The 15,196-nt window shown below is 59.7% G+C and carries 13 protein-coding genes; 8 read left to right on the top strand and 5 right to left on the bottom strand.

All coding sequences use genetic code 11. The annotated features are described in order from the left end of the window. The first annotated feature begins 38 nt into the window (after positions 1 to 38). Positions 39 to 1,364, top strand: a complete 1,326-nt coding sequence (locus tag JQ617_RS23775; protein ID WP_212028397.1) for an amidase — start codon at positions 39 to 41, stop codon at positions 1,362 to 1,364. Between the two features lie 459 nt (positions 1,365 to 1,823). Beyond that, entirely contained in the window at positions 1,824 to 2,825 is a 1,002-nt protein-coding gene (locus JQ617_RS23770) for a Bug family tripartite tricarboxylate transporter substrate binding protein (protein ID WP_349630640.1), read from the top strand. A gap of 158 nt (positions 2,826 to 2,983) precedes the next feature. Here the strand turns inward: JQ617_RS23770 and JQ617_RS23765 are convergent, their stop codons facing one another. Beyond that, positions 2,984 to 3,388, bottom strand: a complete 405-nt coding sequence (locus JQ617_RS23765) for a MerR family transcriptional regulator (protein ID WP_212028395.1) — start codon at positions 3,386 to 3,388, stop codon at positions 2,984 to 2,986. Between the two features lie 77 nt (positions 3,389 to 3,465). Here JQ617_RS23765 and JQ617_RS23760 point away from each other — a divergent pair, with 77 nt between their 5' ends. Next, positions 3,466 to 4,236 (top strand): MauE/DoxX family redox-associated membrane protein, encoded by a 771-nt coding sequence (locus JQ617_RS23760; protein WP_212028701.1) that lies wholly within the window; start codon positions 3,466 to 3,468, stop codon positions 4,234 to 4,236. 40 nt (positions 4,237 to 4,276) lie between these two features. Next, positions 4,277 to 5,773: an MFS transporter gene (locus tag JQ617_RS23755; RefSeq protein ID WP_212028394.1), complete on the top strand. Its 1,497-nt coding sequence runs from the start codon at positions 4,277 to 4,279 to the stop codon at positions 5,771 to 5,773. Between the two features lie 36 nt (positions 5,774 to 5,809). Here the strand turns inward: JQ617_RS23755 and JQ617_RS23750 are convergent, their stop codons facing one another. Further along, the gene (locus JQ617_RS23750) at positions 5,810 to 6,802 is read right to left on the bottom strand and encodes an AraC-like ligand-binding domain-containing protein (RefSeq protein WP_212028393.1); all 993 of its coding nucleotides are present in this window, start codon (positions 6,800 to 6,802) and stop codon (positions 5,810 to 5,812) included. A 219-nt stretch (positions 6,803 to 7,021) separates the two neighbouring features. Between JQ617_RS23750 and JQ617_RS23745 the strand changes: the two genes are divergently transcribed. The 4 genes from JQ617_RS23745 (at position 7,022) to JQ617_RS23730 (ending at position 9,279) form a co-directional block, all read left to right on the top strand. Further along, positions 7,022 to 8,086 (top strand): carbon-nitrogen hydrolase family protein, encoded by a 1,065-nt coding sequence (locus tag JQ617_RS23745; RefSeq protein ID WP_212028392.1) that lies wholly within the window; start codon positions 7,022 to 7,024, stop codon positions 8,084 to 8,086. Positions 8,087 to 8,145: 59 nt separating this feature from the next. Then, positions 8,146 to 8,547 carry a cupin domain-containing protein gene (locus tag JQ617_RS23740; protein ID WP_212028391.1) on the top strand — a complete coding sequence of 134 codons (402 nt, stop codon included), beginning with the start codon at positions 8,146 to 8,148 and terminating at the stop codon, positions 8,545 to 8,547. Position 8,548: 1 nt separating this feature from the next. Further along, positions 8,549 to 8,812 carry a hypothetical protein gene (locus JQ617_RS23735; protein WP_212028390.1) on the top strand — a complete coding sequence of 88 codons (264 nt, stop codon included), beginning with the start codon at positions 8,549 to 8,551 and terminating at the stop codon, positions 8,810 to 8,812. Positions 8,813 to 9,138: 326 nt separating this feature from the next. Then, a complete protein-coding gene (locus JQ617_RS23730; protein WP_212028389.1) occupies positions 9,139 to 9,279 on the top strand; it encodes a hypothetical protein in 141 nt (46 codons plus the stop codon). A gap of 483 nt (positions 9,280 to 9,762) precedes the next feature. Here the strand turns inward: JQ617_RS23730 and JQ617_RS23725 are convergent, their stop codons facing one another. Genes JQ617_RS23725 through JQ617_RS23715 form a run of 3 tightly spaced genes read right to left on the bottom strand, consistent with a single transcriptional unit; the run spans position 9,763 to position 15,185 of the window. Continuing rightward, complete coding sequence (locus JQ617_RS23725; RefSeq protein WP_212028388.1) at positions 9,763 to 10,893, bottom strand: DUF4238 domain-containing protein; 1,131 nt, start codon at positions 10,891 to 10,893, stop codon at positions 9,763 to 9,765. A 7-nt stretch (positions 10,894 to 10,900) separates the two neighbouring features. Then, positions 10,901 to 14,422, bottom strand: coding sequence for a DEAD/DEAH box helicase (locus JQ617_RS23720; RefSeq protein WP_212028387.1), 3,522 nt, complete (start codon positions 14,420 to 14,422; stop codon positions 10,901 to 10,903). Next, complete coding sequence (locus JQ617_RS23715; protein WP_212028386.1) at positions 14,406 to 15,185, bottom strand: Hachiman antiphage defense system protein HamA; 780 nt, start codon at positions 15,183 to 15,185, stop codon at positions 14,406 to 14,408. The genes JQ617_RS23720 and JQ617_RS23715 overlap by 17 nt, the downstream gene beginning before the upstream one ends. Positions 15,186 to 15,196 lie beyond the last annotated feature (11 nt).

Raw genomic sequence — 15,196 nt, 5'->3', positions numbered from 1 at the left:
CCCACGGCATCACGATCGAGCTAATTGGGAGTCAATTGATGACAAGAACACCTGATACGCCGCGGCGTTCCTCGCTTGAGCGTCTTGAGCAGGCATTGGCACGCATCCGAACCCCGGATCCATTCCGGAACAGCGCCTTTACGGAAGTGTTTGAAGAACACGCTCGGCACGAAGCGAAGCAATCCGATGAGCGGATGGCGGCCGGAATGGGGCGCGGGTCCCTGGACGGTCGCATCGTCTCGGTAAAGGCGCTGCTGGATGTTGCGGGCACAGTCACGACCTCCGGTTCAGCCGTACTGCGCGCGCAATTACCTGCGGTCGAGGATGCTCTCGTGGTGAGGCATTTGCGAGCGGCAGGTGCGGTGATTATCGGCAAGACGCAAATGACCGAGTTCGCGTTTTCGGCTCTGGGGACCAATCCCCATGATGGGACGCCGGGCAATCCCCGTGATCGCGATCGGGCGCCAGGCGGCTCGTCGTCGGGGGCGGTAGCATCGGTCATCGACGATATGGCCGATATTGCCATAGGCAGCGATACGGGCGGCTCGCTCCGAATTCCAGCCGCTCTGTCCGGCGCGGTTGGCTTCAAGCCAACCGGCGGCCGCGTCTCCACGGTTGGAGCTTTCTCTTTGTCTTCCAGCCTTGACACGATCGGTCCGACTGCCTTGAGCGTGTTGGACTGCGCCAGGGCCGACCAAGTGCTGTCTGGGTGTACGGCGGAATCTGGGCTAAGGACTGCCGCTTCTGGTACGTTTCGCTTGGTCGTAGCCCGCGGTCGGCTTTTCGATTCGTGCGAGCCGGACGTGCTTGCTGCGTTCGAGGACGCGTTGCGCTTACTGGGCTCATGCGGCGTCCAGATCGAGAACGGGTCGATCGATGCCGCACTCGACAATATAGCAGCGATCGACAGGATCGGAACGTTTCCATCGATCGAAGTTGGCGCGACCTTGCGCAGTCTTGGACTCCTGAGCCTAGAGGGCGTGGATCCGAAGACCCGGGTCCGTATCGAAGCAGGCGGCGGCGTGAACGCGGTCGATTATGTGCATATGACGAGATTGCGTGAGCTCGCCATACGGTCCTTTGAGAGTTCGTTCTCGAACGACGATGTCTTCATTCTTCCGACATCCCCGATACGCGCGCCGCTGCTCTCAGCGATAGAAGAAGATGCTCAGTTCCACAAACTCAATGGACTCGTGTTGCGAAACCCGCGCGTTGCGAACCTGCTGGATTGTCCGTCGATTTCATTGCCGCTACCTGTTGCTGGCCTTCCGATCGGCATGATGCTGATCGGCCGTAGGAACGCCGATCGGCGTCTGCTGGAGATTGCCTCGCTTCTTGAGGCGGCGCTGAAAGGCATTTCTTAGGTCTGGCTGAGTGCGTCCATGTATTCGGTGACAACCTGAGTTGCAAAAACTCGCGTCAAGCGACCCTCAAGCCTGAAGGACATTGTGCTCGCCCAACAATGTCCATCACCACCATAACAACGAGACGCAAGGACTATAAGTCAATGCCACACGGTGAAGTCAACTGTGAGCGATCGGAGAAATTCGACTCGATTCTCGACCAGTAGCGATCAATCCGAACTTAAAATTGAAGTGGCGTCCATCCGCTTCATCGCCGCGGTGCGAACCAAATATGAAACGCAGCTTCTTTGATTGTGCCGTATGTTTCCTTTGAGCATCAATCTAGCGTGGATGACGACGATCTAGGACCGTTATTCACTGCCGCTCACCTGCGGGCGATGGGCGAACGAGCGCTGCTCAAAATGATGAGTGGCGGCGCTTTGGCGGAATGCGCCTGATCAAAGTGAGAGTTCGCTAACGATGAGGGGGCGCAAAATGTCGTTGAGAGTCCTGACCCGGCGCGATGCGCTAGCGCTAACGGCATCCGCGACTGTCGGACTTGGAACCGCTTGGGCGCAGGGAAAGTTTCCGGAGCGTCCCCTTCGGATGATCGTCCCTTATGCTCCCGGAGCGTCGACTGACGCAGTCGCGCGACTGATCGCACGCCATATGGGTGACTATCTCAAGCAATCGGTTGTGGTAGAGAACAAGTCTGGTGCTGGCGGCACGATCGGTACGGGTGAGGTCGCGAGGTCGGCGGCAGATGGCTACACGCTCTTGCTAGGCAATGTCAGTACGCTCGTGCTCAACAGCTTTCTGTTTCAAAAGTTAAACTACGCGGTGGATAGAGATCTGAGTCCTGTTGCCCACATTGCCTACGTTCCGAACATACTCGTCGTGAATCGTGACGTTCCGGTCACGAATCTGAGTGATCTAATTGCTTATCTTAAGGCGAGTCCGGGTCGTTACAGTTTTGGGAGTGCAGGAAAAGGCACGATCATGCACATATCGGCGGAGCTCTTTCAGAAGCTTGCCAAGGTTGAAATGGTTCATGTGCCCTATCGCGGTTCACAACCAGCGCTGCAAGATCTTATTGCTGGGCAGATCGCAATGATGTTCGACAATGTGCCGGGCTCAATCGGTCTCGTACAGTCGGAGACGATTCGTCCCGTAGGGGTTACCAGCGATGCGAGGGTGCCGGCCTTACCGAACATCCCAACATTCGCAGAAGCAGGTCTTCCGGAATTCGTGAATATGAGCTGGTTTGCCGTCTATGTTCGCGCTGGAGTGCCGGCGGCAGTAAGGACCGAACTCGAGGCTGCAGCTCTATATGCCGTGAATCATCCGGAGACGAGGACGCGGCTCGTTGATCTCGGAGCAATACCCGCTCCTATGAACGCATCCGAGACCGAAGAATTCTTGAAAAGCGAGACTGCATATTGGGGCCCGTTTGTGAAGTCCCTGAACATTAGTCTGGACTGATGCCGATCGAAAGACGCTCATCCATAATGTGTGGGAACACGTGTCCCGGCAATAGGAAGAACAGCCTTGACTATCTTCACTGCATTTTGGGCTGGTAACGTGATCGATGGAATCGTCCTAAGGCAACGTGCAAGCCGCGCGTCGGATAATCAGTTTCCTCAGACCTTGAACGAGGCCAGGATAGGGCATGGCCCGGAGCTTCCTTCGCCGCACACTCTCGCTAACCGCTGAAGCGCATCGCGCGCCCGTTGAAGGTCAGCAATCTTGGCATTGAGAGCCTTGATGCGGGTCTTGGCAAGTTCGCGAGCTCGTTTGCGATCTTGACCGGCATCGAGCTCCAGGAGCTCCTTGATCTCCTGAAGCGTGAACCCTGCTGCCTGCGCCTGCTTGATGAACTGCAGGCGGCGCACGTCTTCCTTTTCGTATCGTCGGATTCCGCTGTCGCGCGTGGGTGTCTTGAGTAGACCCTTGCGCTGATAGAACCTGATTGTTTCGACGCCCACCCCTCCGGCGTCAGCAAACTTGCCGATGGTCAGCATTTTGGCCACTTGACTCTGTACCATGGTACGGAAGCTATATCAGCGCCGACCAGTTCACAAGATCAAGGAGACGTACAGTGTCGGCCCTGTCTATCGATGCAATGAAGTCCAAAAAAGCGAGCATCTACCGCATGGTAACGCCTGACCATGCTTGCCCGTATGGCCTTAAGGCCAAGGACTTGCTGAAGCGCTGGGGCTATCAAGTCGAGGATCACCACCTCACGACCCGCGGACATACCGATACTTTCAAAGCGCAACATGGTGTTGCAACCACCCCCCAGATTTTCATCGCCGGCCAGCGAGTTGGCGGCCACGATGATCTACGCAAATTCCTTGGCAAATCAGTCGCGGACCCGACGGCGACGAGCTATCGGCCCGTCGTTGCTCTGTTCGCGATGATGGCATTGACGGCCTTGGCTGCCAGCTACGCCGCGACAGGAAGCGCGCTTACCGTTCGGGCGGCGGAGTGGTTCATAAGTTTCTCGATGGTTGTGCTCGCGTTGCTCAAGCTTCAGAACATCGAGACCTTCTCAACCATGTTCCTGAACTACGATCTGCTGGGCAGGCGTTGGGTGCCATACAGCTACATCTATCCGTTCGCTGAAGGACTTGCTGGTCTGTTGATGGTAGCCGGTGCTTTAACCTGGCTATCTGTTCCGATCGCCCTGTTCATCGGCACGGTGGGTGCCGTCTCGGTGTTCAAAGCCGTCTACATCGACAAGCGCGAGCTCAAGTGCGCTTGCGTGGGCGGGTCGAGCAACGTGCCTCTTGGATTCATCTCCTTGACCGAGAACCTGATGATGATGGCCATGGCTGTCTGGATGGCGCTGGCTGCCGTTGGTCTCCGGGCGGGCGTGATCCACGCGATGTAGATCGACGCTTCGCATTTCCCAATTTATCAGGAGTTCATCAATGTCAACGGTAGTCTCCCCCCAGGCAAGCAAGACTGGCTTTGGGCTGTCCCTGATCGTCGTCGCGGCCGCGCAACTTATGCTCGTGCTGGACGACACGATTGCGAATATTGCGTTGCCGAGCATCCAGCGCGAGTTGGCTGTCTCGGCGGCGACGCTGCCCTGGATCATTAATGCGTATGTCCTGGCCTTTGGTTCTCTCCTGCTGTTCGGCGGGCGGATCGGTGATCTCTTCGGGCGGCGGAGGGTCTTGCGGTTCGGAATTCTGATCTTCACGCTTGCCTCATTGCTGGGTGCTGTTGGCCCGAATGCGGAGCTGTTGGTTGCCGCCCGTGGCCTCCAGGGCGTCGGAGGGGCGCTGATTGCACCGAACGTGTTGGCTTTGATCACCACGAACTTTCCGCAGGGAAAGTCTCGCAACAGTGCGATGGCCGTTTATGCTGCCATGTCAGCGGTGGGTATGACGGTGGGGATCCTGCTTGGCGGAATCCTCACCGGGTTGCTGAGCTGGCGGTGGGTTTTCCTTATCAACGTCCCGATCGGTCTGTCCGTGCTTGCCGGAACGGGAATCCTGGTCGACGGGCCGCGCAACATCGGACGGCTCGACCTTCCCGGAGCTGTCAGCGGAACCGGCGCCATGGTCGCACTCACCTACGGCGTCAGCCGCGCTGGAGAGCAGGGCTGGAGTGATGCACTAACCGTCGGCGCCTTCATCTTTTCCGGTGTCTTGGGAAGCCTGTTCTTGCTGGTGCAGAGCCGTAGCAAAAACCCGCTCCTCCCGTTGAGCCTGCTGCGTGACCGGAACCGTTCGGGGTCCTATGCGGCCGTGCTGTTCATCGGCGGTGGGCTGTTGGCCACGTACTATCTGCTGACGCTCTACATGCAGCAAGTCTTGCAGTTCAACCCTGTGATGGCCGGTTTGGCCTCATTGCCTGTCAGCGTCGGTATCGTTCTATCAGCGGGCATCAGTTCCAAGTTGGTCGAAAGCTTTTCGCCGCGTGCCGTGACGGTCCCGGGCTTGCTGATCGCCGCTATGGGCACGTACTGGCTCTCAACGCTCACGGTGGGTTCGTCGTATGCTGCGCACGTCCTGCCAACGCTCTTTGTCACTTACTTCGGCTTGGGGATGGGCTTCATGCCGATGACGCTCACTGCGGTTCGGGCCGTCGCCGACGGGCAAGCTGGGATCGCTTCAGCCTTGCTCAACTCCGCGCAACAGATCGGCGCAGCGCTCGGGGTTGCTGTGCTGGCCACCATCTCAACAGCGGCCGCCAATAGCCGAGTGCCCGAAGCAGCCGAGGTTCTCCAGGAAGCGTTGAAGCACGGCAATGCGGGTGTTGTGGCGACAGCAAGCGAAGCGTTGACCTACGGTTACACGACGGCATTCGTGGCCGGAACCGGAATGCTGCTGATCGCCGCGGTTGTTGTTATCGCCGCAGTTAATACCGGGCTAACTCAAGGTTCGGGACTTGGCGACGGGTGGCACCGTACCCGATGAGACTGGCACGAGGCAAAACCTTCTGAAACCAGCGCGCTAGATAGTTTTGGGGCTGGGTACGGGGGCCTTGTCGGCAGCGGCGCATATAGTGCGCATCTCGCGAGCCGAACAGCCGAAACGCGACCGAAACGCTCGGCTGAAATGCGCGGCGTCGTTAAAGCCCCAGGAAAAGGCAATCTCACTGACAGTGCGCTTGTCCAGCGACGGATTGCAGAGGTCTCGCTTTGCTCCCTCCAGTCGTTGAGCCCAGATCCAGCTACTCAGCGATTGCGGTTCGCCCTCGAAGACGCGGTGTACCGTACTGGGTGACAACCGCAGCGCAGCCGATATCTTGGCGACCGAAAGGCGTGGATCTCGCAAGCGGTCCTGGGCATAGACCTTGATCTGATCGCGATGAAATGCCGTTGCACAGGATGCTTCCGGAGTGGATGCACCCGGAAGTGAGCAGAGGCCGGCGACAAGTATGTTTTCCACGCTTTCGGCAATCGCTGCGAATGAGCTCCGCTCCAGCGTATCCATGTCGGCTGCCAGTGCGTTGATCATCGAGATCATCAGATGTCCAGCGCCACGCGCGCCACACACGGCCTGCGCGGTCAAGCTATGGGCGTTGCGCAGCCGGGCGCGCAGCACCTGCCCCGGCAGGCGCAGCACATACTGTTGAAAATTGCCCTCAAAGATCAAATCGTAGGGTCTTGTCGAGTCGTAGAGTGCGAAATCGCCCGGGCCGAGCTCGGCAGCTCGACCATCTTGAACAACAGTGCCGCGCCCGGCCGTCTGGATGCTGACCAGGAAGTAATCCTCCGTGGCGCGCGCAATCTTCTCCGGTGTACGCCGCACGACCTGGGCCGCAGCCGTGACTCGTGAAAGCCCAAGGGTGGCAAGCGTCTCTAGCTCAATCGTGCCATGGAAAGGCGCTTCGCGATCAGGCGCGTCGCAATCCAGCTGGACGTAAGTGTCGCAGACGGCCTCTACCCAGTAGGCCAGCCTCTCATGCTCCGCCAACGTATCGGTGGACCAGCACTTCTGCATGGATCGAGCGTAGCACGGGCCGCCTGCTTGTCTATCGAAAACTGCTCATTTGGGATGGAGGATCAAGACTGGCGAGACGTGGAAGCAAGCGCGTAGTCGAGGTGACTGTATGATGTCCATGGAAACCGGTTGAGTTGGGAATGATGCGCAGAGCCGACTGCGCAACCTGGCGAACGCCATCGAACTCGGCTGCCATCTTGCTGAACGGGAGAAACTGCCATGGCGATCATGCACCCAAATTTCCGAGCCGCCGCCATTCAGGCTGCGCCCGTTTTCCTCGATCTCGACGGTACCGTCGACAAGGCCATCAGCCTGATCGAGGAGGCTGCCCGCCACGGGGCGTCGCTCATCGCATTTCCAGAGACCTTCATTCCCGGCTATCCGTGGCATATCTGGCTGGATTCCCCAGCGTGGGGAATGCAGTTTGTCCAACGCTATTTCGACAACTCGCTTGCCTACGGTTCTCCCGCGGCAGAACGGCTCGCGAAGGCCGCCAAGGACAACAAGATGATGGTTGTCATGGGCCACAGCGAGAGGGACGGTGGCAGCCTTTATATGGGCCAGTGGATCATCGGAGCGGACGGTGAGACCATAGCCTTTCGCCGCAAGCTCAAGCCGACCCATGTCGAGCGCACCGTGTATGGCGAAGGCGACGGCAGAGATCTTTCGGTCTTTGATACACCACTCGGTCGCGTCGGCGCGCTGTGCTGCTGGGAGCATCTCCAGCCGCTTTCGAAATATGCGATGTACGCGCAGAACGAGCAGGTGCACATTGCTTCATGGCCCAGTTTCTCAATCTATCGTGGCGCTGCCCACGCGCTCGGCCCTGAGGTCAATACCGCGGCGAGCCAGATTTATGCCGTTGAGGGCGGCTGCTTTGTGATCGCACCGACAGCCACGGTTTCGAAGGAGATGGTGGAGATACTTTGCACGGACGAGACCAAGAAGGTGCTACTGCGCGAGGGCGGCGGCTTCGCGCGAATCTATGCGCCTGATGGTCAACTGTTGCATGAACCCTTGCCGGAAAACACGGAGGGCATCGTCTACGCTGATATCGATCTCGGAATGATCGCCTTGGCAAAGACCGCCGCAGATCCCGCCGGGCACTACTCAAGGCCCGACGTGACGCGCCTCGTGCTGGACAAGACGCCGGGAGATCGGGTGATAGCGGGGCGGCGGGCTCAGAAGGAAGTCGAGCGGCAGGGGGAGGATGCGCCGGTCGTTTCTGCTTCAAGGGCCGAAGTGCTGGCGCAGAAGCGTGCGCAACATGATGAAGCAGCCTGATTGGCTGCGTATCGTCGAAAAGCAATTCAGTCGATCAACACAGCGGGAAGAAGGGTCCAATGCCGAATTTTCCTGGTGCTCTTTTGCTTTCAATACTGTCCGTGGCGCTACTCGGGGTTACTCCTGCCGCACAAGCCGAAGACAAGCTTCCAGCGTCCGCGAAGCTTCACGCAAATGAGGCGTCGCCGGACATTTACAAGCTGTTGGCAGAGAACGAGCATTTTCGGGTGATGCTGGCGACCTGGAAGGCTGGTCAGAGCGACGATTGGCATACCCATCAGGGTGACCTCGTCAACTACAACCTGACCGACTGCGAGCTCAAGGGGGAGCTACCAGGCGGCAAAATGGGCCAACTTGTTCGCAAGAAGGGAGAAGCGGGCTTCAACACCGCGAACAGTACCCACAAGGTCACAAACATCGGGAAGGACGAATGCGTTCTTCTGATCGTTGAGCGCAAGTAGCATGTCTACCTATCTGACGGGAGTCGCCGACGCGATGATGGCCCTGTTGGACGAACTGCTCCCGCCGGACGGCACGGCGGCAAGGCTGTTCGATAGGACCATGGTCGCGAGTTACGTCGCGGCCAAGCTGGCTGGTCCGCCGCAGGACACGAGGGGGTGCGCGACTCTTAAGGGGCCAAAAACACCGAAAATGTCAGAGCGGCCCTTGAAAACACTACAAGATTTCTCGCCTTCCGAGCTGAACACCGTCGTCCACCAACGTTGAGCGGATGCTCAAGCCGCTGCTTCGAACAGCAATTTGAGCTGTTTGCAGATCCCCGATTTGAACCTACCACTCGATAGAATCCGGAGGTTTTGAGCGGCCACCCGGAGCTCTTCCTAACCTGCTCGAATGGGAAACCATCAATTTTTTGGTTGTCGCCCGTTCGGATATCCGATTCGGGCGGGGCAGTCCGGCGCTCGACGTTGACCGTCCCTGAGTCGTAAACGAGTCCCTAATTTGCTGGGAAATAAGCTTGGGGCGGCGCGGTTGCGACTCGGCTTATAGCTTTGGGGATGATCCACAGACTTAACAAGAGACGGAGAGGGGCGATGCCGAATTCATTCGATGTCATCGTTGACGGCAAGGCGGTTGCGAAGCGTTGTTTCGTGCTGTTCGTTGTCGGAGCCTCGGCATTCTCGGGAACTGTGGTTCTGTTGATCCAGGCCTGCCGGGCGGTTGGCTATCCCTGATCAAAGCTATTCTTGCGATATCGCCGGTTCCTGAGTTCGTAACGCAAAAAGCGTCTAATAAAACGTCCAACAAGACGTCCAACATGAAAACCGGACGACTTGCATATGTTGTTGTTTTTGCTGGGAAAGTGAGGTTGAAGATTCTGAATCGGAGCGCTTCACCCGCTCCAAATATCGATTCGTAGCGAATGTTGGTATCGGTGTCCGCGAATGCCGGTGCGTCGACGCAGATCGCTAGCCATACGTCGCCGTAGCTCATCTCGAAGCGGCAGACACGGTCGCAAAAATGCAGGGTCTACTTATCGAAAATCTGCCCGGCGAAGATCGTGGGAAGGTTTCGTCTTCGGAAAGGTCCAGCCGGGCGGACAGCCGGAATGCTGGGTATCCGTTTAACAAGGACGTCGATTATCGCGGGTGCTGAACGCCGGCGGGTCCGCCGCAAATGGCAGGTGCGGGATTGCCGCGGGGGGACGCCAACATCGCTCAGCCGGACGGCGGGTCTGTCTGGGGTAAAGCAGTCGCCATTTTGGCCTCGAGCCGCGCCGCCTTTTCTGGCGTATCGATATATTGCGACAACACCGGCCGAGGGCCGAAGACGTTGCGACATATGATCTGCACCTCCTTTTCACGCCGGCGCACTTCCGTGGTGATGGTCGGCACAAGTGCGGCGTGGGCGCGTATCAGGTCGTCGCTCGACCGATCCTGACTAATCGTCATGCGATAGGAAAACTGCGCGATCGTCCGATTGAGTTGCCGCACTTTGCGAGCGTCCGAGAGATTGCGGTGACGCGAGATCATGTTCGTTGGGCCGCGCTTGCTAGTTCCCCGCACGAGCATTCGCGCGGTTATTGGGAAAACCAACTCGACCTCACCAGAATGGTCATACGGCATGCGCTCATGGAGCGAATGGCTCGGATTGTAGGTGCAGACAGGATTGTCAGATGTGAGAAATGGCGTGTCGGTTTTATTGTGGAGCACCTCGAAGCCGAGCCGAAAGCAGAGATCGCCGAATTCCTTGAACTCGCCGATCATCGCCAACAGCGTTTCGTGCGGGTTGATTCCGATGGGCACTGTATCGAACTGGCCGGCGTAGCGCACAAGTTCCGGAGGAAGTGCGCCGATCTCTTCAGCGATCTTGTGCTCGCTGCGGAGCTTAGCCTCAATCATTAGGGCATGTCGGTCTCGGGTCGCAGGAACGCGAGCGCGCATGATCGTTTGCATGCCCAAGACGTTGAAAGAAATGGCGGGGGACAGCCGGCGGGCTGCGAGCGCTTTAATCGTCTCCGGCCATACAGTCTCGATGGTGTTCCACAAATCCTCGAAGCGATGGTTCTCCTGACCTCCTTCGGGCAGCTTCTGGGAATAATAGTCTCGCTCGAATCCGATCGCCCGCGGGTTCATCGGATGCGGGTCTTCGGGCGCCTCGCATCGGTAGACCTGTACTCGGCCGCGTTCATCCGCGAAGCCGTCCATATAGACGGCCGAGATAAAGTGATGCCGGCGGTTATTGCGGTTGGCATTACCTCCTTCGGGATTAAGGATGCTGAACGGTCGCACATCATCATCGACGGGCACGTTGCCCCAGGCACCGAAATATGCGGGCGGCTTCGTCATATGCAACCTAGACCGCCCACAAATCGTCGGGGCCGAGATAGCTCAGGTCGAGTTGAACAACATTCTGGGCGACACTTACTCGCACGAGACCGCGCCGATTTGGGTTGAGCGGGTGCTGCAATTGCCCAATCGCATGCCCGTCGGGCGCTAGCACGAGCGGCTGTCCATTCCAGTGATAGAGGCCGACGGGCGTGCCTGGCGGCGCGGGGGCGGCGAACCACTGTACGTTTCCAAGATAGTCACGCCGCGCCCAGGTCCGGTTGTCGGCCGGGGCGAACTCCTGGATGAATTCGAGCCACATCGCGCGGGTCTCGGCGGTAGGCCAATTCGGTTGGGCCGACCAGGCCGCGAGGCCAGGCGAGCGCAACCAAACACGTAGTTCCGCGCCCCTCGTGAAGGTGGCTCCGGTGTCGGTAACGACCTTGATCGCCGCCAGCCGCGAGTTAAAGCCAGCTTGGATCAGGATCGAAGCGGAACGGTTCATGGTGCCCGTTTCGACAGCGGGCACGGCTAACCCCAGCTCATGATCTTCCAGTGCCAGGCTGAACACGCCGACGACATCACCATTGGCGGCGGCGCGGACGCGCAACGCCTCCATGGCCCAAGGTAGGCGATAGACCAGTCCGCCCTCGATGAATTGCAATGCCTCGGCTTCCTGACCGGCGACCATCGCGGCGAGTGGCTGCCCGAGCAACCAGTAGCGCAGGATATCCCGCCAGTTGGCCGGGAATGGGTCGGGCTCGAACGGATAGAAGGCGAAGACCCGCTCGGCGATCCCGATGATGGCCGCGATCGCCGCTTCATGGTCTGCCACCATCAACGCTGCATTGGCTTGGATGAGGAGCTCGTTGGCCTCGGGCGCGATGGCATCGAGAGCGTGACCGGCTTCGAGGCCAAGCCCGGCCAGGAAGTAGCCCCGTCGCGTCGCGGCCGTCGAATTTGCCCAGATGTACCGGCTTCGCGTGAGGAGCGTGGCGCGATAGGCGACGCGCGACGCATCGTCCACGTGAAGCAGGCGACGCTGCCAGAGCGAAGATTGAAGAATATTGTCGAGCGCGGTCTCGATCTGGTCATCCGGCACGTCGGCCTCGCCGATAAGGCTGAGAATGGCGGTATCGAGCGTCGCCATATGGCGTTCCCACTCGTTCAATGCCCGCTCGCGCTTATCGGCCTTTTCGCCGGCGACTTCCGGAAAGGTCCATGCCGCTGCGTTGTTGACGACATACTCGATGAGCTGGTCGAGATTCCCACCAAGGCGCGCGTGCATCCGCCTGAGCAGCGAGAGGATGAGCTGGATAAGGCCGCTCTCCATCTCGCGGGCGCCGAGATCCTCGATCAGTGCGACCCACTCGTTGTGCTTCTTGTTCTTTGCGTCCGCAAAAATGGGATAGAGAACAAGGCCTTCGACATCGACGTAGGCGCGACCGGCGCGGCCGATGACGTTCTTGAACTCGGAGACCTTGATCTTCTCGCCGTGCCGATAGAGCGAATGCATGATGACAGCAGTCGCCGACAAGTTCAGCCCTTGGGCCAGGGTCGGTGATGAGATCGTGACCTTGAGCACGCCTTCGCGCAGGAGACGTTCGACTTCCTTGCGGTACGCAGTCGGCAAGGCCCCATGGTGAAGCGCTACGCCGAGGCGCAGACATTTAAGGATGTCGCTGTCCGGGCCGAGCCATTCCTCGCCGAGGGCGATCGCGGTCTGTAGCATGGCGGGATCGACGGTGAGCAAAGATCCGAGCGCGCCGCGCGAGTGCAAATCGATGATGACCTTGGCGAACGGCTCGACGCTCCGGCGCTCTGGGCAATAGATCAGCACTGTCTGGCCATCGCCGACGAGCCGCCAAGCGGTGGCAAGGCTCAGCTCCTGCTGGTTGTCCGGGAAGAGCCGAGTCCGAAGCTTCTTTGGCGGAACGAACAGCGGTGGCGCCACACCAGTGAGGAATCGAGGCACGAAGGGCCTTTCCTCACCGACGCGAAGATTAAGGCGCGCCGTCGCCGAGCTCCAGGTCACTTCGCCGAAGCGCAGACGCGTTGGGCGCCAGTCGTGCTTGATGGAGCCGCCAGGCTGATCGCGGCGCAGCCACGCAGAGAAGTCCTCGAGCTGGTTTCCGTCAGGAAGAATCGCCGAGAGGCAGACGATGCGGCGTTGATCGGCATCCTGGCGACGCAGCAGGCGCTGAATCTGCACCTCGTATCGAACCTCGCGCTCGCCAGGCCCGATCATATGCCCTTCGTCGAATACGAGAAGTCCGACGTCATCGAGTAGCGATGGATCGTTCCTCAACGCGAAGTCAAGTTTCTCGGGGGTCGCGACGACGACGTCACGCTCGCGGATGGCGTCCTCATCGAAGCCGGACACACCGATGCTGCCGTAGAGTGCGGAGATGGTTTTGCCGAGCGGACCGAAGGTGCGCTGGAGCGTGGTTTCGGTCTGAGCAGAGAGGGCGCGAAGCGGCGTCACGAACATGACCCGTCGTCCGCCGGCCAAACATCTCAGAATGGACAGTTCGGCGATCCGGGTCTTGCCGGCGCTGGTCGGCAACGAGACGACGAGATTGTCGGTCTGATCGACAGCGCGCACGGCCGCCTCGGTTTGCGAAGGCCACAAGTCGACCTCGGCCCTGGAGCGGCGAGCGAGCAGGGCGATGAACAGCTCGCGTAGGCTGGGCCATGAAGCGGCGGCGCCACCGGCGGGAAACAGCGGGACCTTCTCGTGGAAGGTGTTCGACCAGAGATCGGAGAGCAGGTGGATGGCGACTCGATGCACCCACCATTGCGGTAGAAGGTTCAATTCCGCGCAGATGTCGAGACTTTCTCGGAGCTGTGCAATTGCACGATCGACAAGGGCTCGCTCGCCTCGATCAAGCGCAAGCAAGAAAATCGCGAAGGCACCGAAGAAGGCATCGGTCAGTGCAAGGTCAAGGCCCTCGAAGAGGAAGTCATGCCCGTCACGTTCCGGCGCGCCGTCGGCGGCGGGCTCGGCAAGGCGCTGTTGGAAGAGCGCCGCGATGGTCGTGTCTGATCCTCGGCCATTCAGGCGGAAGGCATACACGCGCGCCCGCAGCTCGGTGATGTCTCGACGCATCAACAGGGCGAGCGCCTGTTCGATTGGAGAGAAATTCTCCTCGGCCGCCACGATCGCGAGGAGCGAATAGGCACGAGCAGACAGGTGCGCGAGATGATAGCTCGCGGCCGCCATGATGAAGTGGAAGTTGCGATCTGGCTCGGCGCGATTGCCCTTGGCCATCACGGCCTCAAGCGCGGTCGCCGCCTGCTCGAATGCGATCCGCGCCTGATTCGAGTCGCCGTCGAGTTCGAGGAGGCGCAGCCCTAAGCCAAGCAAGCCATATGCGTAGCTGTGAAGATGGAAACTGAGCTGCGGCGAGAAGCCGGGTGCACCAGGGGGAAGAACGCCATCACGCCAGATCATGGCGCGCGCCTGACCCTGTGCGATAAGTCTGCCGCGAAAACCCGTCGATGCCGCGTCGGCGATGGCGGCTATGATCGCTTCAGGGCTGGTTGGCATCGGCGATAACCTGAGCGTAGACGGCCCCGACGAAAGCGGCATGGCCGTCGACGTGCAGACCAACTCCCCATTGTCCGATCGGACCAGGGTAGGCCTGTAGCGCCTGCGTCAGCAGCGCCTGCGGCGAGTTTCCGGAGAAGGTGAAGAGGAGATGTTTGACGCTCTCGGGCGGGATGCCGTGCCGATAGAGCGCTTCGTCGATCGCATCGACGAGTGGCGCGTCGGTGCCGAGTTCCATCAGCCGGGCTGATATGAAGGACAGCGCATGCGCCGACGGCAGGCCGCTATCCTTGTCGAGGCCGGCTCGCGCCTCCTGTAGCGTCTGGGCGCGCAGGTCGATGCGGCTCTTCGCTTCCGTCTTCAGGAAGCGGAGACGTTGTGTCGCCGGATCGAGGATCATGCCGATGACGTCATCGCCGCGCATCGCCATGTTGCGGTGATCCTTCCAGCGCAACCGCTTGATGGGCGCGCGATAACCGCTGTGCGCGTCGATCCATTCCGTCGCGTAGATCTCGCCGAGGTCGCCCGAACGGATCTGCGGCGTTTGCGGGAGAAGATCGGTGATCATCTTGGCCGCAGCGGGCTTACCCAGCCTCGCGAGCGCGCTGGCGATACGCTCCTCGGCGGCGTAGTGGGCCGGCACCGCGGTCGCAGTAACTTGTACGCCGGTCGCTGAGTCCGCTGGTCGCCCCGTCATGACTCGAAGGTAGTGATTGCCTACGGGCGTGTCGGCGGAGTCGCACCAATCATTGAATTGGACCATGAGCCTCCTCC

It is taken from the genome of Bradyrhizobium sp. KB893862 SZCCT0404 (assembly GCF_018130885.1).
Taxonomy (GTDB): domain Bacteria; phylum Pseudomonadota; class Alphaproteobacteria; order Rhizobiales; family Xanthobacteraceae; genus Bradyrhizobium; species Bradyrhizobium stylosanthis.
This window is presented reverse-complemented; position numbering and strand designations above follow the sequence as displayed.

What these genes read in the sequence shown, in the direction of transcription:
- JQ617_RS23775 (WP_212028397.1), top strand. Translation starts at nt 39, where the DNA reads ATGACAAGAACACCTGATACGCCGCGGCGTTCCTCGCTTGAGCGTCTT.
- JQ617_RS23770 (WP_349630640.1), top strand. Translation starts at nt 1,824, where the DNA reads ATGAGGGGGCGCAAAATGTCGTTGAGAGTCCTGACCCGGCGCGATGCG.
- JQ617_RS23765 (WP_212028395.1), bottom strand. Translation starts at nt 3,388, where the DNA reads ATGGTACAGAGTCAAGTGGCCAAAATGCTGACCATCGGCAAGTTTGCT.
- JQ617_RS23760 (WP_212028701.1), top strand. Translation starts at nt 3,466, where the DNA reads ATGAAGTCCAAAAAAGCGAGCATCTACCGCATGGTAACGCCTGACCAT.
- JQ617_RS23755 (WP_212028394.1), top strand. Translation starts at nt 4,277, where the DNA reads ATGTCAACGGTAGTCTCCCCCCAGGCAAGCAAGACTGGCTTTGGGCTG.
- JQ617_RS23750 (WP_212028393.1), bottom strand. Translation starts at nt 6,802, where the DNA reads ATGCAGAAGTGCTGGTCCACCGATACGTTGGCGGAGCATGAGAGGCTG.
- JQ617_RS23745 (WP_212028392.1), top strand. Translation starts at nt 7,022, where the DNA reads ATGGCGATCATGCACCCAAATTTCCGAGCCGCCGCCATTCAGGCTGCG.
- JQ617_RS23740 (WP_212028391.1), top strand. Translation starts at nt 8,146, where the DNA reads ATGCCGAATTTTCCTGGTGCTCTTTTGCTTTCAATACTGTCCGTGGCG.
- JQ617_RS23735 (WP_212028390.1), top strand. Translation starts at nt 8,549, where the DNA reads ATGTCTACCTATCTGACGGGAGTCGCCGACGCGATGATGGCCCTGTTG.
- JQ617_RS23730 (WP_212028389.1), top strand. Translation starts at nt 9,139, where the DNA reads ATGCCGAATTCATTCGATGTCATCGTTGACGGCAAGGCGGTTGCGAAG.
- JQ617_RS23725 (WP_212028388.1), bottom strand. Translation starts at nt 10,893, where the DNA reads ATGACGAAGCCGCCCGCATATTTCGGTGCCTGGGGCAACGTGCCCGTC.
- JQ617_RS23720 (WP_212028387.1), bottom strand. Translation starts at nt 14,422, where the DNA reads ATGCCAACCAGCCCTGAAGCGATCATAGCCGCCATCGCCGACGCGGCA.
- JQ617_RS23715 (WP_212028386.1), bottom strand. Translation starts at nt 15,185, where the DNA reads ATGGTCCAATTCAATGATTGGTGCGACTCCGCCGACACGCCCGTAGGC.